This window comes from Streptomyces kebangsaanensis (assembly GCF_001906585.1).
GTDB lineage: Bacteria > Actinomycetota > Actinomycetes > Streptomycetales > Streptomycetaceae > Streptomyces > Streptomyces kebangsaanensis.
This window is the reverse complement of the sequence record NZ_JUJA01000072.1, coordinates 9,087-27,559: the sequence shown is the minus strand read 5'-3', so window position 1 is coordinate 27,559 and position 18,473 is coordinate 9,087. Positions and strand designations below refer to the sequence as shown.

The 18,473-nt window shown below is 70.5% G+C and carries 14 protein-coding genes and 1 pseudogene; 8 read left to right on the top strand and 7 right to left on the bottom strand.

Annotation, left to right across the window (positions count from 1 at the left end):
• The 3 genes from RH94_RS10300 to RH94_RS10290 form a co-directional block, all read left to right on the top strand.
• The coding region (locus RH94_RS10300) for an SDR family oxidoreductase (protein ID WP_199880917.1) at window positions 1-678 on the top strand (678 nt) is incomplete at its 5' end.
• Between the two features lie 71 nt (window positions 679-749).
• Window positions 750-4,166, top strand: a complete 3,417-nt coding sequence (locus RH94_RS10295; protein ID WP_073947320.1) for a non-ribosomal peptide synthetase — start codon at window positions 750-752, stop codon at window positions 4,164-4,166.
• A 44-nt stretch (window positions 4,167-4,210) separates the two neighbouring features.
• Complete coding sequence (locus RH94_RS10290) at window positions 4,211-7,294, top strand: condensation domain-containing protein (protein WP_073947319.1); 3,084 nt, start codon at window positions 4,211-4,213, stop codon at window positions 7,292-7,294.
• Between the two features lie 125 nt (window positions 7,295-7,419).
• Here RH94_RS10290 and RH94_RS10285 read toward each other — a convergent pair whose 3' ends face one another.
• On the bottom strand, window positions 7,420-8,535 hold the full coding sequence (locus RH94_RS10285) for a winged helix DNA-binding domain-containing protein (protein WP_073947318.1): 1,116 nt from the start codon (window positions 8,533-8,535) through the stop codon (window positions 7,420-7,422).
• A gap of 201 nt (window positions 8,536-8,736) precedes the next feature.
• On the opposite strand from RH94_RS10285, the gene RH94_RS10280 reads away from it, so the two are divergent.
• Window positions 8,737-9,042 (top strand): transposase, encoded by a 306-nt coding sequence (locus tag RH94_RS10280; RefSeq protein ID WP_073947317.1) that lies wholly within the window; start codon window positions 8,737-8,739, stop codon window positions 9,040-9,042.
• A gap of 17 nt (window positions 9,043-9,059) precedes the next feature.
• On the top strand, window positions 9,060-9,716 hold the full coding sequence (locus RH94_RS10275; protein ID WP_107428678.1) for an IS3 family transposase: 657 nt from the start codon (window positions 9,060-9,062) through the stop codon (window positions 9,714-9,716).
• On the opposite strand, the pseudogene RH94_RS10270 reads toward RH94_RS10275, so the two are convergent.
• Window positions 9,691-11,037 (bottom strand): annotated as a pseudogene (locus RH94_RS10270) (IS30 family transposase). The gene RH94_RS10275 and the pseudogene RH94_RS10270 overlap by 26 nt on opposite strands.
• Before the next feature lie 107 nt (window positions 11,038-11,144).
• Between RH94_RS10270 and RH94_RS10265 the strand changes: the two are divergent.
• Both RH94_RS10265 and RH94_RS46100 read left to right on the top strand, forming a co-directional pair.
• Complete coding sequence (locus RH94_RS10265; RefSeq protein ID WP_073947316.1) at window positions 11,145-11,399, top strand: integrase core domain-containing protein; 255 nt, start codon at window positions 11,145-11,147, stop codon at window positions 11,397-11,399.
• A gap of 42 nt (window positions 11,400-11,441) precedes the next feature.
• On the top strand, window positions 11,442-11,564 hold the full coding sequence (locus tag RH94_RS46100; RefSeq protein ID WP_267893352.1) for a hypothetical protein: 123 nt from the start codon (window positions 11,442-11,444) through the stop codon (window positions 11,562-11,564).
• Window positions 11,565-11,752: 188 nt separating this feature from the next.
• On the opposite strand, the gene RH94_RS10260 is transcribed toward RH94_RS46100, so the two are convergent.
• Window positions 11,753-12,622, bottom strand: a complete 870-nt coding sequence (locus RH94_RS10260; RefSeq protein WP_073947368.1) for an acyl-CoA thioesterase — start codon at window positions 12,620-12,622, stop codon at window positions 11,753-11,755.
• Between the two features lie 37 nt (window positions 12,623-12,659).
• The gene (locus RH94_RS10255; protein WP_073947315.1) at window positions 12,660-15,173 is read right to left on the bottom strand and encodes a DEAD/DEAH box helicase; all 2,514 of its coding nucleotides are present in this window, start codon (window positions 15,171-15,173) and stop codon (window positions 12,660-12,662) included.
• Window positions 15,174-15,318: 145 nt separating this feature from the next.
• On the opposite strand from RH94_RS10255, the gene RH94_RS10250 reads away from it, so the two are divergent.
• On the top strand, window positions 15,319-16,113 hold the full coding sequence (locus RH94_RS10250) for a metal-dependent hydrolase (RefSeq protein WP_073947314.1): 795 nt from the start codon (window positions 15,319-15,321) through the stop codon (window positions 16,111-16,113).
• Window positions 16,114-16,151: 38 nt separating this feature from the next.
• On the opposite strand, the gene RH94_RS10245 is transcribed toward RH94_RS10250, so the two are convergent.
• From RH94_RS10245 to RH94_RS42960, 3 genes are all read right to left on the bottom strand, one after another.
• Window positions 16,152-16,424, bottom strand: coding sequence for a type B 50S ribosomal protein L31 (locus RH94_RS10245; RefSeq protein ID WP_073947313.1), 273 nt, complete (start codon window positions 16,422-16,424; stop codon window positions 16,152-16,154).
• A 66-nt stretch (window positions 16,425-16,490) separates the two neighbouring features.
• Window positions 16,491-16,964 (bottom strand): DUF5709 domain-containing protein, encoded by a 474-nt coding sequence (locus tag RH94_RS10240; RefSeq protein ID WP_073947312.1) that lies wholly within the window; start codon window positions 16,962-16,964, stop codon window positions 16,491-16,493.
• Between the two features lie 351 nt (window positions 16,965-17,315).
• Window positions 17,316-18,473 (bottom strand): ABC transporter ATP-binding protein (locus tag RH94_RS42960; RefSeq protein WP_234425670.1); only part of this gene is annotated, 1,158 nt, incomplete at its 5' end.

Genomic DNA, 18,473 nt, shown 5'->3' with positions numbered 1-18,473 from the left:
GGCCGCAAGCTTCTGGAGGAGACGGCGCGAGACTGCCGCCGCCTCGGCAGCCGGGTGGTCACCGCGGTCGCCGACGTCCGAGACCAGGCACAGGTCGACGCGGCCACGGCCGCCGGAATCGACGAGTTCGGCTCCATCGACGTCCTCGTCAACAACGCCGGACTGCTCGCCCCCGGCGGCGTCATGTCGCACGAACTCTCCGAGGAGGACTGGCAGCTCGTCATCGACGTCAACCTCAACGGCACCTGGCGCTGCGCCCGCGCGGTGCTCCCGCACATGGCCGCGCGGCGTAGCGGCGCCATCGTGAACACCGCCTCCACCGGAGGGCTCGTCGCCTTCGAGATGTTCTCCAGCTACGTCGCCTCCAAGCACGCCGTCGTCGGCCTGACCAAGGCGCTGGCTCTGGAGTACGGACGGCTCGGTATCCGCGTCAACGCCGTCTGCCCGACCACCGTCGAGGCCGATCCGGCGCTGTGTACGGAGAGCACCGCGGCCGTCGCCGCGTCCATCGGCAGCTCTCTGGAGGACTACGAGCGCAGCTCCGCCTCATACCACGCACTGCGCCGCCTGGTCACCGCCCAGGAGGTGTCCGAAGCCGTCCTCTGGCTCGCCGCCGACAGTGCCGGCGGCGTCACCGGAACCTGCCTCGTCGTAGACGGCGGCTTCACCGCCCGCTGACTGCCGGCCGTGCCCCGGCCCGCTGCCCCCGCACCCACCTCGAAGACCCGGTTCACCCGATGGAGTCCGCCATGACAGACCTGGCCCTGACACTGGACGGCGACGTCGCGCGACGGCTCGCCGCCCTCGATCCGCGACGACGTGACCTTGTCCTCCGGCTGCTCGCCGAGGGCGCCGGGGAGGGTCCGCCGCAGGAGCGGGGGATCTGGCGGCGGCCCGCCGGGGTCACCGGGCTGGCGCTCTCGTACGAGCAGGAACGCCTCTGGTTCATGGACCGACTGGTGCCGTTCCGCGAGGTCTTCCACGTGCCGACGGCTCTGCGTCTGCACGGGCCGCTCGACCCCGACGCCCTGCGGCGCGCCCTGCAGCACACCGCGCAGCGGCACGAGTCGCTGCGGACCGTGTTCACCGAGACTGCGCAGGGCCCCGTGCAGACCGTGCTCGACCGGGTCGACATCCCGATGACCGTCGACGACCTGACCGAGTACCCCGACGCCCGCCACCGGGCGGAACAACGCGCCGCCGACGCCGTCCTCGAACCCTTCGACCTGGAGCGCGGCCCGCTCCTGCGCGTCCGCCTCTACCGCACCGCCGCGCAGGAGTGGCTGCTGCTGATAGTGCAGCACCACATCGTCTCCGACTACTGGTCCCTCGGCATCCTGCTCAACGAGATCGGCGCCCTGTACGCCTCGGAGCGCGACGGCACCCCCGCTCCCGCCGTCCCGTCCCTCCACTACCCGGACTTCGCACACTGGCAGCGGGAGACGCTCACCGGCGAGAACCTGCAGCGCGAACTGGACTTCTGGCGGGACACCCTGGCCGACGCCCCCGAACTCCTCGAACTGCCCCTCGACCGCCCCCGCACCGTGGAGCGCCGCACCCGCGGCCGCTTCCACCCCGTCCGCTTCGCCCCCGCCCTCACCCGCTCCGTACGCGACCTCGCCGGCGCCGAGGGAGCCACCCTCCACCAGGCCTTCCTCGCCGGTTACTTCGCCGCACTGTCCCGGCACGTACGCCAGGACGACATCGTGGTCGGCGTCCCCGTCGCCGGACGCAGCCGTCCCGAAGTGCAGTCGATGATCGGCTACTTCCTCAACTGGCTGCCCATCCGCGTCCAGGTCGGTGACCGGCCCTCGTTCCGCGAGCTGCTGCGTCGGGTCACCCAGGCGTCGAACGAGGCCTTCGCCCACCAGGACCTGCCGTTCGAGATGCTGGTGCAGGCCCTCAACACCCGCCGCAGCCCCGGCTCCACGCCCGTCTTCCAGACCTCCTTCAGTCTGCGCGACGCCCCACCTGTGCCACCGGCCATCCCGGGCACCACCGTGGAGTACGCCGACCTCGGCGGCGGCGCGACGCACTACGACATGATGGCCGAGCTGTGGGCCGAGGACGGCACCGTCACCGGTTATCTCCCCTACAACGACGAGCTGTTCGACGACAGCACCCTCGGATCGTTCTTCGACCGGATGCACCGCCTGCTCGAAGACGCCGTCCGGCGCCCCGACACCCCCGTCGCCGACCTCGACCTCCTCGGCGTCCAGGAACGCGTTCGACTCCTCGGCACGCCCGCAGCCCCACCGGCCGGCGCCGACACCACCCTCCACGAACGGTTCGCCGCCACAGCGGCCCGGTATGCCACCCGTACCGCCGTCACCTTCGAGGGCGAGCAGCAGGACTACGCGGCCCTGGACCGCCGTTCCAACCGCTTCGCCCACGCGCTGCGCGCGCTCGGCGCGGGTCCCGGCCGAAACGTCGGCGTCCACCTCGACCGGTGCGCCGACCTGCCGGCCGCCCTCCTCGGCGTGCTCAAGACCGGCGCCGCGTACGTCCCCGTCGACGCCGACAACCCGCCCGAGCGCACCGCCGTCCAGTTCGCCGACGCGAGCTGCGCCGCCGTCGTCACCACGTCCGACCTGGCCGCCCGCTACCCCGACTCCACCCCGCCCGCCCTGCTGCTCGATGAAGGCCCCGACGAGAGCGGCGACCCCCTCGCCCTCTTCCCCGACACACCCGTGGCCGCCCCCGCGGTGAACTCCGGCGCACCGGCGTACATCATCTACACCTCCGGCTCCACCGGCGTACCCAAGGGCGTCGTCGTCAGCCACGCCAACGCTCTGCGTCTTTTCACCTCAGCCGAGGAGCACTTCGACTTCGGCCCCGACGACGTCTGGACGATGTTCCACTCCCACGCGTTCGACTTCTCCGTCTGGGAGCTGTGGGGTGCCCTGCTGCACGGCGGCCGACTCGTCGTCGTACCCCACTGGGTGACCCGCGCCGCCGACGAGTTCGCCGCACTCCTCGCCGAGGAACGCGTCACCGTCCTCAACCAGACACCGTCCTCCTTCGCCCAGGTCAGCCGGATCGTCCTGGAGCGAAGGCTGAAACTCTCCCTGAGATACGTGGTGTTCGGCGGCGAGGCCCTCGACCCGACCGTCCTCACTGACTGGTTCGCCGCGTACGGCGACAGCACGCCGTCCCTCGTCAACATGTACGGCATCACCGAGACCACCGTCCATGTCACCCACCGGCGCATCACCGCGGCCGACGTGGCCAGGACCGACTCGGTCATCGGCGACCCCCTGCGTGACCTCGCCCTGTACGTCCTCGACGAGAACCTGAACCCCGTCCCGCCCGGCGTCTCGGGGGAGCTCTTCGTCGGCGGAGCCGGCGTCGCCCTCGGCTACCTCGGCCGGCCCGGCCTCACCGCCGACCGGATGCTCCCCGACCCCTTCGGCACCGAGCCCGGCGCCCGGATGTACCGCAGCGGCGACCTCGCCCGGCGGGTGCCCGGCGGTGAACTGTGCTACCTCGGACGCGCCGACGGCCAGGTCAAGATCCGCGGCCACCGGATCGAGCTCGGCGAGATCCGCTCGGCCCTTCTCTCGCTCCCCGGCATCGTCGACGCCGTCGTCGTCACCCGGGCCGACACCACCGGCAGCCAGCGGCTGATCGCCTACGTCGTCCCGGCCGAAGGGGCGGAGGTCACGGGCCGCGAGCTGCGCCGGGCTCTCAGCCGCGGGCTGCCCGAGTGGATGGTCCCCACCGTCTACGAGACCCTGGAGGCGATCCCTCTCACCCGCAACGGCAAGGTCGACCGGCGGGCCCTGCCCGAACCCGGAGCCGGCCCCGACGCCCGGGCCCGGGTCCATGTGCCGCCGGAGACCGACACCGAGAAGGCACTCGCCGCCATCTGGCAGGAACTCCTCAGCGTTCTCCAAGTAGGCCTGGAAGACGACTTCTTCCAGATCGGCGGCCACTCCCTGATGGTCGTCCAGCTGGTCTCCCGCATCCGCGAACGGCTCGGCCGCGAGGTGCCCATCGCCGGTCTCTTCCAGCACCCCGGCCTGCGCGAGATGGCCACCGAGATCGACACGGGCATCGGCTCCTACGCGGTGGGTGCCGGACTGGCGGCGGACCGCGAGATCGCCCTCGCCGGGATGAGCGAGGCCGAGATCGACGCGATGCTCGCCGCGCTCGGCGACGAGTGAGTCCCGCACCACAAGAGACCACAGACCAAGGAGAACCCCCTGAGATGCACCCCGAAGACGAGCAGTTGCCCCTCACTCCTGTCCAGACCCAGCTGTGGTTCGCCGAGAACATGGAGACGGGCCGGACCCTCTACACCGAGTCCGGCGGGTTGCGGCTGACCGGCCCCGTAGACCGTGCGGCCCTGGGGCGGGCACTGCTCGCCGCCGTCGCACGCCACGAGGCGCTGCGCACGGTGGTCCCCGCGCCGGACGGCATTCCGGTGATGCGGGTGCTGCCTCCACCCGACAAGGCCCCGCTGACGTTCGCCAGCGTGCTCGGCATCCCGCCCGAGCACCGGGAGGAGGCCACGCGGGCCGCGGCCACCGACTTCGTGGAGCGGCCCGTTGACCTCGCCGAGGGGCCGCTGCTGCGAGCCATGCTCATCGACGCCGACGAGGGGACGTCGGTGTTCGTCCTCGCCTGCCACCACGTGGTGTGCGACGCCACCTCCGCCGCCCTCGTCCTCGACGAGATCGTCCGCGACTACGAGGCGTTCACCGAGGGCCGGATCTCCTCCGTCCCAGAACCCGCCCTGCAGTTCGGCGACTTCGCTGTTTGGGAGCGCGACACCCGCGACACGGTGGAGAGCGCGGAGCTGGCCCACTGGCAAGAGACCCTGCTGGACGTGCCGGATGTCCTCGACCTGCGTGCGGGCCGCCCACGACCCGCGCGGAAGGGCACCGTGGGCGCCCGCGTGGAGTTCCACCTCGGCGACGACCTCGCCGACCGGCTGCTCGCCCTCGCCAGGAGGCACCGCACCTCCGGCTACGTCACGGCGCTTGCCGCCTTCGCCGGGCTCGTCGCCCGCCGCACCGGCCGCGACGACTTCCTCCTCGGCACCATGGTGCCGGGCCGGAACCTGCCCGAAATCGAACAGGTCGTCGGCCAGTTCGCCAACACCGTACCCGTCCGCCTGGACGCCTCCGCGGACCCCGGCTTCGAAGAGCTCATCGGCCGCACCGGCCGTGCCGTATCCGCTGCGGCCGGCCACGGACGGATCAGCCTCGGCCGGATCGTCGAGACCGTACTCCCCGGCGGCAGCCGCTCCGGCAGCCGCAACGCCCTCCTCCAGCATCTCTTCCTGCCCCGCCTCTCCCCTGTGTCCACGCCACGCTTCGGCGCCGCGGCCGCCGAGCCCTTCGAGGTGGACCGCACCCGCGGTCGCCTTGACACCATCACCGAGATCGACCTGGGCCCCGGCCGGCTGCGCGCCTGGGTCGAGTACGACACCGAGCTGTTCACCGCGGACGAGATCGGCCTCCTCTTCACCGAGTACGCGGCCGTGCTGCGCGCCTGGTCCGAGGACCCCGGCCTTCGGCTCTCCGTCCTCCCCGTCACCGCCGTCGAGCTCTCCGACGAAGACGACACTCACCGTGACGAGGAGGAGAGCGGCCGGGTACCGTCGGCCGACTCGGTGCTGCTCTCCCTGGTCCGCGAGGTCTGGGCGCAGGAGCTGGACGTGCCGGACGTCGGCCCGGATGACGACTTCTTCGTCATGGGCGGACACTCCATGCTGTCCGCGAAGCTCGTCGGCCGGATCGGGGAGACCTTCGCGGTACGACTGCCCCTGCGCACCCTCTTCGAGAACCCCACGCCCGCGCTGCTGACCGCCGAGATCCAGCGTATGTACCCGGAGATCGACGAACTCGTCCGCGGCGTCGCCCAGCTGACCGGCAGTCTGGCCGACACGGAGCCCGCACCGGACGACGCCCGGACGGCTGGGGCACAGCCTCCCCTCGCCGACACCGAGCGGCTCGTCCCGCTCGCCGCCTCCCAGCTCCAGATCTGGCTGTCCGAGCAGAAGAACCCCGGAACGCTCACCCACACCGTGCCGATGCTCCTCACCCTGAACGGCCCGCTCGACACCGTCGCGCTCCAAGGAGCGGTCGCGGACGTCGTGGCCCGGCAGGAGGCCCTGCGCAGCACTTTCGTCGAGGTCGACGCCGAACCCCGCCAGCGCATCGTGCCGCATCTGGACGTGCCCGTCCCGCTGATCGACCTGTCCGGAACGGAATCGCGGGAGGAACGTGCCCGGGAAGCCGCCAGGCTGCGCGAGGAGACCGCCCACACCCCCCTCGACCTGGAGCATGGCCCGCTGCTGAAGGTCCGTCTGGTCCGGCTGGGCAAGGAGGAGCACGTACTGCACCTGCTGTTCCATCACCTCGTCACCGACGAGGTGTCGATGACGCTGTTCATGCAGGAGCTGTCCGAGTTCTACCGGGCCCGCACCGAAGGATGCGCCCACCGGCTGCCGCCGCTCACCACCGGAATCGCCGACATTGTCGCGGACGAGCGCGCCATGCTCGCCGGACCGGAGGGCGAACGCCTGCGCCGCTACTGGGTGCGACGGCTGACCGGAGCCCACGACCTGCACCTCGACACCGACCGGCCGCGGACGGCGGACATCGGTCAGGTGGGGGAGTTCCTCCAGGGCTGGGCACCTGGGGAACTGCTCTCCGGCATGTCGGAAGCGGCAAGGAATCGGCAGACCACTGTCTTCACGGTGTTCCTCACCGCCGTCCTCACCGTGCTGCACCGACTCAGCGGCGAGAACGACATCGTGATCGGCCTCCCTTGCGAGAACCGCACCCAGCCCGGCGCCGACCGGCTCATGGGCTGCTTCCTCAACGTGCTGCCGTTGCGCGTCGACTGCTCGGGAGACCCGACGTTCGCCGACTTCCAGCGCCGTGTCAGCGACCAGCTCCTCGACGCCTACGACCACCAGCGGCTCCCCGTCGCCGACATGGTGGACGCCCTGCGGCCGGAACGCTCGGGCGGCCGCCAGCCCCTGTTCCAGGTCACCTGCGAACTCCAGCTGGCCATGTGGATGCCGCTGGACCTGCCGGACATCACGGCGGAGTACGAACTCGTCTCGCACGGCACCGCCCGCTACGAGATGTCCTTCCACGGCCAGGCCCGGCCCGACCGGTTGAGCGTGGCCCTAGAACTCAACACCGGTCTGTGGCACCGAGAGACGGGACTCGCACGCATCGAGGACGTCCTGGCGGTGCTGCGGCAGGCGACGGCCGAGGACGGCGGCAGGACCCCGCTGTCGGCCTTCATGCCGGGCCGACCCCTGGCCCGCTGACCGCAAGGTCGGAGACAGGCGGCCCCGCGTCACCGCGCTTGGGCTGCCGGAGGGACTGAACACGGCGTTGGGGAGGAAGCGGCGATTCCGCTTCCTCCCCAACGCCGTTCACTCCGGGGCGAGCATCAGATGGTCCGTACCGACATCGCGTACGACCGGCCGTTGCACGCCTCCAAGTGCCCGACCTCGGCCTCGAGCGCCTCCTTCGGCACCTCGGGGCTCTCGGAGAACAACTGCACGTCCACGGCCCCGTCGGTGATCTCCCACACCCCGGCGACCCGTCCCTGGTACACCACCACGGGCGTGATCCAGCCGGACGTACGGCTCACCGCCTTGCGCCGCTCCGCCCGCAGAATGCGCGTGTCGGACGTGCCCGGCCCCAGCACGTACTGGTCGAACCCGGCCAGCAGCCGTACCTCCTTCGACGGCTTGGCCGCCGCCAGCGCGTCCACGTCCTCGGCACGCATGTAGCACGCCGTCCCGTCCACCTCCACCTTTGCCAGCTCCTCGCCGAGCGAGGCGAACCAGCTGCGCACCGCGGTCTTGCGGTGCGCGTTGCGCGTCAGCCAGGCGTCGAAGGTCTCCGGCGTCGCCGGCCCGTGCGCCCCGAGGTACGCGGGGATCACGGTGCGGGCCGCCTCCTCCGGCTCGATCGTCCCGGACCAGCCAGGTACCCGGTCGCGCGGCGAGGCGAAGGTGATGCGGTTGCCCTGGTTCGGGCCGTGGCACAGCTTCCCCGTCCAGGCCAGCGGCTTGAGCACCGTCCCCCAGCCGGACGTCAGCTGCGCCTCGAGGGAGGCGAATTTGTCATGGGCGACCAGGGCCTCGGTGAGCTCCTGGCGGGTGAGAGCCTGGCCGGCGAGGATGTCGTCGACGGCTTCGCCAAGGGCCGCCATCTGCGTCGGCGTGACCCCGAACGTCCGCTGCCAGGCGGGCTTCTCCCAGGTCCGTGCCGCCGCCATCAGCGACAGATAGGCCGCCATGTGCTCGGCCGCCACGAGATGCAGCGTGCCCCGCATGACCCAGGTCTTGACCACATCGCGAGTGTCGAGCGCCTTCTGGACGGCATCGGCCTTCGGTTTCTGCTGCCGGGTGGCGAGGGCGAGCTCCGCGGACGAGGCCACCTGTGCCTGTACCCCCGCGAGCTCCCGCACCAGCCGCGCGACGGAAGACGTCCCCCGCGGGGCAAGGCTCTGCTGCCGCAGCCGCCAGGCGAGTACCTGGTCCTGAGTCACCTGCATGAGCGCTCCTCGGTATAGGTCGCAGATCGCCTGCCATCCTGCCCGAACGGCGTGCCGGAACGCGTCTGATCCGCTGGAGAACGGCTGGAGTGAACCTTCCCCTTGATCGTGGACACCTGGAGACCGGGACCTGAGGTTCCACCCTCGGCCTGGACAGCCTGATACTGGGACGACAGGTCCCGGAGGAAGCAGTTCCAGGTAGTGGGCAAGAAGAGCAATACAAGCAAGCGGTACACGGCCGAGTTCAAGCGGGACGCGGTCGCGCTGGCGCTGTCCTCGGAGAAGACGGTGACCGAGGTCGCCCGGGACCTGGGCGTGAGTCCGGAGGGCCTGCGGGGCTGGGTGAAGCAGGCGAAGACCGACCGGGGTGAGGGGCCGGCTGGTGTGCTGACGACGGCGGAGCGTGAGGAACTCGTGAGGCTGCGGCGCAAGGTCCGCGAGCAGGAGCAGACGATCGAGGTGCTGGGAAAAGCGACGGCCTTCTTCGCGCAGCAGAGGCCGAAGTAGCCGCGCGCTACCGGTTCATCGACGCGGAGAGGGCCAGTGAGGCCAATCCCGGCGGGTACAGCGTGTCGTTGCTGTGCCGGGTGCTGAGGGTGGGCCGCTCGGCCTACTATGCCTACCTTGCGGGTCGTGAGGCCGCTGGGGCTCGGCAGGAGGCCGAGGACGAGCTGACCGGGGAGATCCGGCGGATCCATGCCGGATCGCGGGGCGCCTACGGTGCTCCGCGGGTGACCGCGGTCCTGCGGCGCGAGGGTCGGCCGATCAACCGGAAGAAGGTCGAGCAGATCATGCGGGAGCGCGGCATCCGCGGGATCACGCGACGCCGACGTCGTAGTCTGACGAAGGCCGACACCAAGGCGGCGCCGTCGCCGGACCTGGTCGGCCGAAATTTCACCGCTGCCGAGCCCGGCACGAAGTTGGTCTCCGACATCACCTACCTGCCCACGCTGGCCGGCTGGTGGTATCTGGCGACGGTCATCGATCTGGCCACACGCGAGGTGATCGGCTATGCGATGGCCGACCATCACCGGGCCGGGCTCGTCGTCGATGCCCTGCGGATGGCCGCCGCCCGCGGCGTGCTGAAGGAGGGCTGTATCACGCACTCGGACCGCGGTTCGGAGGGCGGATTCAACTGGTCGTCGCAACACCGGCTTATGCTGATCGTAGATGATCATTGAGGGCTTCCGCGGGTGTCCTCCAGCCGAGGATTTTACGGGGACGGGAGTTGAGGACCGTGGCGATGGCGGCCAGTTCGTCGCCGTTCCATCGGGACAGGTCGGTGCCCTTGGGAAAGTACTGGCGCAACAGCCCGTTGGTGTTCTCGTTCGTGGCCCGCTGCCACGGAGCGTGCGGGTCCGCGAAGTAGACCGGCAGCCCGGTCTCGACCGTGAGCTGGGCATGAGCGGACAGCTCCTTGCCGCGATCCCAGGTCAGTGAGCGGCGAAGCTGGTCGGGCAATGTGGCCATCGTGGTGGCCAGGGCATCCTTCATGGCCACGGCCCCATAGCCGCCCAGCGCGGGGCCGTTCTTGGTCCGTGGGACGGTGCCGTAACCCTCGGCCCGCGGCAGGTGAACGAGCATCGTGTAGCGGGTCGTTCGTTCCACAACAGTCCCGATCGCCGACCGGTTCAGCCCGATGATCAGGTCCCCTTCCCAGTGGCCGGGCACGGCGCGGTCGGCCACTTCGGCGGGCCGCTGACTGATCACCACCTCCTCGGTGACGTGGCCGCCCGGCTTGTTGCGGGCCCTCGCCCGGGGAACGCGCAGAGCGCGGCCGGTGCGCAGGCAGGCCACGAGCTCTCGCTTGAGACCGCCGCGGCTCTCGACGTAGAGGGACTGGTAGATCGCCTCGTGGCTGATGCGCATGGACTTGTCCTCAGGAAAGTCGATCTTCAGTCGGGCTGAAATCTGCTCCGGGCTCCAGGCGTTCGCCCACCGGCGATCTCCGCGATGGGGCTTGTTGCGCCCCTTCCACTCGGGGACCTGTGGCCCGGGAAGCACCGTGCCGTCCGGGGCTCATATCACGCCCAGCAAGCGGTCCTGGACATACTCCCGCAGCCGCTCGTTCCCGGCCAGCTTCGCCTCCTTCGGCCGCTGGGCCACCAGGTCGGCCTTCCACTGCGCGACCGAGGCCCGGTACTCGAGCCGGCCCCCACGTGTGGCCGCGTTGCGCCGCAGTTCCCGGGAGATCGTTGAAGGCGCCCGGCCCAGCTGTTTGGCAATCTCCCGTACCCCAGCACCTTGCACGCGCAGCAGAGCGATCTCCTCCCGCTCGGCGAACGAGAGATAGCGGCCCGAGACGGCAAGATCGATCTGCGGCATCCCGCCAGCATGCCGGAACCACCGTGTGCCCACCGCCGGCGCCGCCCCGACGGCGACAGCCGCATCCTCACTGGTCAGCCCCTTGGCTATCTCAAGCCAGAACAGTCGCTCGATCTCCCGCCGCGTCGATGGCCGCCCCGGCGACTTCATCGGCGACCGCCCTGTCAACTCCGTCATCCACTCCGCTGGCCGTCCCACAACACACCTCTCTGATCAGGAGTGTTGCAACGACTGGTTGAACCCAGGGAGTACACATCTGGTGAATACCGTTCCCTATACAGGAGTTGAGCCTGCGGCAGAGCATGGGACGAACTAGGTCATGTTACGATAACGCCGCTGCCGAAAGCTTTTTCGGTCTGCTGAAAGCGGAGATTGGCGCCACGGTCTGGGAGTCCCACGAAGCCGCCCGGGCCGACGTCTTCCACTTCATCGAGGTCGAGTACAACCGCACCCGCTTGCGCAAGCACCCCGAGTATGGCTACGTCACCCCACTCGAAACCAGAGCCCTGGCGACGCAAGACCTCACCCCCGCAGCGTAAACACCCGCTGTCCAGGCGCAGGGTGGAACTTCAGGCCACAGCGTGGCGATCCTGATGGACACGTACTACAAGTGCCTCCACGGCCAGCGGGAGCAGATGGTGCAGCGCATCATCGACGCCCTCAGTGACGATCGGGAGGGCGGGGCATCGGGCGAAGTGGACTAGACCACGCGTCTTCGCCGGCACACTATGGGCGCAATCGCTGTGGGGTACAACGAAACGCGATGAGACGCGGTGGGGTGCGCCTCGGGCCACGGCCCCTGCTTCGTTCTCGGCGAGAACGTCGTAACGGCCGGCCCGCGGAGCGTCGGACGACGCGGCGCGGGCCGACCGATGGTCGGTGAAACCGCAGGTCAGCCCACCTTGCGGAACAGCCCCTCCTGCACCACGGACACGATCAGTTGCCCCTCGAGGTTGTAGATGCGGCCCCGGGCAAGGCCCCGGCCGCCCACCGCGATCGGCGACTCCTGGTCGTACAGGAACCACTCGTCCGCCCGGAACGGCCGGTGGAACCACATGGCGTGATCCAGCGAGGCCATGTCGAAACCCCGCGGACCCCACAGCGGCTCGACCGGGATGCGTACCGCGTCGAGCAGGGTCATGTCACTGGCGTAGGTCAGCGCGCAGGTGTGCACGAGCGGGTCGTCGCCGAGCGGCCCGACCGCGCGCATCCACACGGCGCTGCGCGGCTCGGCGTCCTTGACGTCCTCGGCGCTCCAGCGCAGCCGGTCCGCATACCGGATGTCGAACGGCTGGCGGCGCGCCATGCGCTCCAACTGCTCGGGCAGCGCCCCCAAATGCTCCCGGATCTCCTCCGCGACCGTCGGCAGGGACTCCGGGTCCGGAACCTCGCGGGCCGGCGGCAGCTGGTGTTCGAAGCTTCCCTGTTCAGGCTTGTGGAAGGAGGCGGTCAGATTGAAGATCGTGCGACCCTGCTGTACGGCGGTGACCCGGCGGGTGGTGAAGGACCGCCCGTCGCGTACCCGCTCCACCTGGTACACGATCGGCACCCCCGGCCGGCCCGGGCGCAGGAAGTACGCGTGCAGCGAGTGCACCGGGCGCTCGCCGTCCGTGGTGCGTCCGGCGGCGACCAGCGCCTGCCCGGCCACCTGGCCGCCGAAGACCCGCTGCAGGGACTCCTGCGGGCTGCGACCGCGGAAGATGTTGACCTCGATCCGTTCCAGATCGAGCAGGTCGACGAGTCTTTCGGCCGGATTCGTCATGTCCACCATGTCCGTCATGCGCGGAGTTCTCCTGTGCTCACAGCTGACCGACGTCGGTCACGCGGACGACCGCGCGGCCCTCGGCGTCGGAGGCGGTCAGATCGACCTCCGCGCTGATGCCCCAGTCGTGGTCGCCGCCTGGATCGTCGAAGATCTGCCGCACTCGCCACAGACCGTTCTGCGGCTCCTCCTCGATCAGCAGCAGCTTCGGGCCGCGGGCGTCGGGACCGGTGCCCAGGTCCTCGTACTCCTCCCAGTACTTGTCCATCGCCTCGCCCCACGCCTCGGCGTCCCACCCCGACTCGGCGTCCATCTCGCCCAGCTCCCCGACCTGGTCCAGGGCGGCGAGCTCGACGCGGCGGAACATGGCGTTGCGGACCAGGACGCGGAAGGCGCGGGCGTTGGCGGTGACCGGCTTGACCTGGTCGGCCTTCTCCTGGGCCTCCTCGGCGGTCATCTCCTCCGGGTTGGCCAGCTGCTCCCACTCGTCCAGCAGGCTGGAGTCGACCTGGCGCACCATCTCGCCCAGCCAGGCGATCAGGTCCTGCAGGTCCTCGGACTTCAGGTCGTCCGGGACCGTGTGCTCCAGCGCCTTGTACGCGCTGGCCAGGTAGCGCAGCACGATGCCCTCGGTGCGGGCGAGCTCGTAGAAGGAGACCAACTCGGTGAACGACATTGCCCGTTCGTACATGTCGCGGATCACGGACTTCGGCGACAGCGGGTGATCGCCGACCCAGGGGTGGCTCTTGCGGTAGGTGTTGTAGGCGTGGAAGAGCAGCTCTTCCAGGGGCTTGGGGTAGGTGATGTCCTGGAGGCGCTCCATGCGCTCCTCGTACTCGACACCATCCGCCTTCATGGCGGCCACGGCCTCGCCCCGCGCCTTGTTCTGCTGGGCGGCGAGGATCTGCCGCGGGTCGTCCAGCGTGGACTCCACGACGGAGACCATGTCCAGCGCGTAGGACGGCGACTCGGGATCCAGCAGCTCGAACGCGGCCAGTGCGAAGGTGGACAGCGGCTGGTTGAGCGCGAAGTCCTGCTGAAGGTCGACCGTGAGGCGCACGATACGGCCCTCGGAGTCCGGCTGGTCGAGCTTCTCGACGATGCCGCCGTCCAGCAGCGAGCGGTAGATGGCGATGGCCCGCCGGATGTGCCGCAGCTGCTGCTTGCGCGGTTCGTGGTTGTCCTCCAGCAGGTGCCGCATCGCCGTGAAGGCGTTGCCGGGACGGGCGATCACCGACAGCAGCATCGTGTGCGTCACACGGAAACGGGAGGTCAGCGGCTCCGGCTCGGAGGCGATGAGCTTGTCGAAGGTGTTGTCCGTCCAGCCGACGAACCCCTCAGGTGCCTTCTTGCGGACGACCTTCCGGCGCTTCTTGGGGTCGTCGCCCGCCTTGGCGAGCGCCTTCTCGTTCTCGATGACGTGCTCGGGGGCCTGTGCGACGACGAAGCCCTCGGTGTCGAAGCCGGCGCGTCCGGCCCGGCCGGCGATCTGGTGGAACTCACGGGCGCGCAACGTGCGCACGCGGCTGCCGTCGTACTTGGTCAGCGCCGTGAACAGCACTGTGCGGATCGGCACGTTGACGCCCACGCCGAGCGTGTCCGTACCGCAGATCACCTTCAGCAGACCGGCCTGCGCCAGCTTCTCCACCAGCCGTCGGTACTTGGGCAGCATGCCGGCGTGGTGCACGCCGATGCCGTGCCGGACGTAGCGGGAGAGGTTGCGGCCGAACCTGGTGGTGAAGCGGAAGTTGCCGATCAGATCGGCGATCTGCTCCTTCTCCTCGCGCGAGCACATGTTGATGCTCATCAGCGCCTGCGCCCGCTCCACGGCCTGGGCCTGGGTGAAGTGCACGATGTACACGGGGGCCTGGCGCGTCTGGAGGAGATCGGTGAGCGTCTCGGTGAGCGGCGTGCGCCGGTACTCGTAGGAGAGTGGCACCGGGCGGGTGGCCGAGCGGACCACCGCGGTGGGACGGCCGGTGCGGCGGGCCAGGTCCTTCTCGAAGAAGGAGACGTCGCCGAGCGTGGCCGACATCAGCACGAACTGCGCCTGCGGCAACTCCAGCAGCGGGATCTGCCAGGCCCAGCCGCGGTCGGGCTCCGCGTAGAAGTGGAACTCGTCCATGACGACCTGGCCGACATCGGCGTGCTTGCCGTCGCGCAGCGCGATCGAGGCCAGCACCTCGGCCGTGCAGCAGATGACGGGCGCGTCGGCGTTCACGGAGGCGTCGCCGGTGAGCATGCCGACGTTCTCGGTGCCGAACAGCTTGCACAGCTCGAAGAACTTCTCCGACACCAGCGCTTTGATCGGAGCCGTGTAGAAGGTGACCTCGTCCCTGGCCAGCGCGGCGAAGTGCGCGCCGGCGGCGATCATGCTCTTGCCGGATCCGGTGGGAGTGGAGACGATCACGTTCGCCCCGGAAACCACTTCGATCAGCGCCTCCTCCTGGTGGGGGTAGAGCGTGAGACCGCGATCCTGGGCCCAGGATTCGAAGGCTTCGTACAGGGCATCGGGGTCGGCGGTCGGCGGGAGCTGATCGATGAGGGTCACCCACCCATCTTGCCTGGCTCTCCGGCCGGGGCGGGAATCGGCTGCCGATCCGAAGATCACGACCGCTACGCTGTGTTGCCGACGGAACATCGGCGCACCGGGACAACTGGACAGCGCAGCAACAGGAATGGGGCGGGCAACGGCCATGATGGGACCAGCACACTCACTGTCGGGCGCCGCGGCCTGGCTGGGCGTGGGAGCCGCGACCGCCGCGGCCGGACGCCCCATGCCCTGGCCGGTCCTGCTGGTCGGTGCGCTGGTCTGCGCCGGGGCCGCCCTCGCCCCGGATCTGGACCACAAGGCCGCGACGATCTCGCGCGCCTTCGGACCGATCTCGTACCGGCTGTGCGAGATCGTCGAGAAGCTGTCCCACGCCGTCTACAAGGCGACGCGCATGAAGGGCGACCCGCGCCGCTCCGGAGGGCACCGGACGCTGACGCACACCTGGGTGTGGGCGGTGCTGATCGGGACGGGCACCTCCGTCCTGGCGATCACCGGTGGCCGCTGGGCGGTGCTGGCGATTCTCTTCGTGCACATGGTGCTGGCCATCGAGGGCCTGTTGTGGCGGGCTGCCCGCGGCTCCAGCAGCGACATCCTGGTGTGGCTGCTGGCCGCGACCAGCGCCTGGATCCTCGCGGACATCCTCGACCAGCCGGGCAACGGCTCGAACTGGCTGTTCACCGCCGAGGGCCAGGAGTACCTGTGGCTCGGCCTGCCGATCGTGCTGGGCGCGCTGGTGCACGACATCGGGGACGCGCTGACCGTCTCCGGCTGTCCGATCCTGTGGCCGATACCGGTGGGCCGCAGGCGCTGGTACCCCGTCGGCCCGCCGAAGGCGATGCGGTTCCGGGCGGGCAGCTGGGTCGAGCTCAAGGTGTTGATGCCGGCGTTCATGGTGCTCGGCGGAGTGGGCTGCGCGGTCGCGCTGAACTTCATCTGAGGGACCGCCCGGCACTCCGTCCGGGGGGAGGCCCGGCCTCACGCGGCTCCGTCGCCGCCCGTGCCCTGCCCGCCGCCGTAGCGCCGCTCGAACCGGGCGACGCGGCCCTCGGAGTCCACCGTGCGGGCCTTGCCGGTGTAGAACGGGTGACTCTCCGAGGAGATCTCCACGTCCACGACCGGGTAGGTCTCGCCGTCGTCCCACTCGATGGTCTGCTCGCTGGTGGCGGTGGACCGGGTGAGGAAGGCGTAGCCGGCGGAGCGGTCGCGGAAGACGACGGGGTGGTAGTCGGGATGCTTGTCCTGCTGCATGGGAACTCCTCGTGCGGCGGGGAAGAAGACGGCCGGGGAGGGGGCGACGGCGCGGGGACGGCCGGGTCAGCTGTACGGGGTGCCCTCGTCGACGACGTGCATCGCGGCCTCCTCTGCGGAGGCGGCCGCGCCGTCGATGCCCACGTCGGTGGCGAGCAACGCGCTCTCCTCGTCCTCGTGCGCCCCCTCGTCGGGGGCGACGAGACGGCCGGAGCGGGCGGCGCCGACCTCGTTGTCCAGGAGTTCCCCGTCGGTGCCCGCGCAGTCGCCCATGTCGTCGCCGTCCGGGTCGTCCGGGTCGGGAAGCTCTTCGGAGAGACGCTGCTCCAGGGTCTCGCCCTGCCGGCGCTCGGCCGCGGTCACACCGGTGTGCTCCACCGCCCACGGCCGTTCGGGAGGGGACCAGCCACGGTCCAGGGGGTCCTCGACACCGTCGTACTCCAGCGTGTCCTCCGAGTCGAGCACTCCTGTGTCTTCCTTGATCTCGGAGTCGGCATCGGGCTGGTAGACGTCGTCTCCCCATCCGTCGGCGCTGTCCACGGGTACCTCCAGGGGGTGGGAACGGGCCCGTTCTCACCGCGGCCGGCAGGCGGCTGCCGGTGCGCGGGGCACAGCTGTCACCCGGCGCGAACCGGACGGTTCCCAGGCGCTCCCCGAGCCGTTGCCGCCTTCCAGCCTTCCACCCCTGTTCGTCCCCGCGCAACGGCACGGCACCAGTCCCCGCCCCGCGGGCCGTGGCCCGTACCCCCGTCCCCGAGGACCGCACGCATGTACGGCGACGGCCGCGGCACGGAGCGCTGCCGTTCCGGGCGCCGTCCCGAGCCCGGGCCGGGCAGCCGACGGGACCGGACCCCGGCCCGCCGGCTTCTCCGGCGGGCCGTCCTCGTCCGTTCACCCGTGCCAGGACCGCCACAGCGCCGCGTACGCGCCGTCCGCGGCGACCAGGTCGTCATGGGTGCCCAGCTCGCTGATGCGGCCGCTCTCGACCACGGCGATGACGTCCGCGTCGTGGGCCGTGTGCAGCCGGTGGGCGATGGCGACGACCGTGCGGCCGTCCAGGACGCGGGCGAGGGACCGCTCCAGGTGCCGGGCCGCGCGCGGGTCGAGGAGCGAGGTCGCCTCGTCCAGGACCAGCGTGTGCGGGTCGGCCAGGACCAGGCGGGCCAGGGCGATCTGCTGGGCCTGGGCCGGGGTGAGGGCGAAGCCGCCCGAGCCGACCTCGGTGTCCAGGCCGTCCTCCAGGGCACGTGCCCAGCCGTCGGCGTCGACCGCGCCGAGTGCCGCCCACAGTTCGGCATCGACGGCGCCTGCGCGGGCGAGCAGCAGGTTGTCGCGCAGGGAGCCCACGAAGACGTGATGCTCCTGGTTGACCAGGGCGACGTGGGCGCGGACGCGTTCGGCGGGCATCCGGGAGAGCTCGGCACCGCCGAGGGCGACCCGGCCCTCCCTCGGCGCGTAGACCCCGGCGAGCAGCCGGCCCAGCGTGGACTTGCCGGCGCCCGAGGGGCCGACCAGGGCCAGCCGGGTACCCGGGGCGACCTTCAAGGACACCTCGCGCAGCACGTCGACGCCCTCCCGGTAGCCGAAGCGCACCCGGTCCGCGTGCACGTCCCGGCCGGCAGGGGCCAGCGAGGCGTCCCCGGCGTCCGGTCCGATGTCGCGGACGCCGACGAGCCGGGCCAGCGACACCTGCGCCACCTGCAGCTCGTCGTACCAGCGCAGGATCAGTCCCACCGGGTCGACGAGCATCTGCGCGATGAGCGCGCCCGTGGTCAGCTGTCCGACCCCGATCCAGCCCCGCAGGACGAACACGCCGCCGACCATCAGCACGGAGGCGAGCACGGTCACATGGGTGATGTTGATGACCGGGAAGAGCACCGACCGCAGCCAGAGCGTGTAGCGCTCCCATGCCGTCCACTGCCTGATCCGGAGTTCCGACAGAGCGACGCGGCGCTCGCCCAGGCGGTGCGCCTCCACGGTGTGCCCGGCGTCGACGGTCTCGGTGAGCGCGGCGGCCACGGCGGCGTAGCCCGCGGCTTCCGAGCGGTA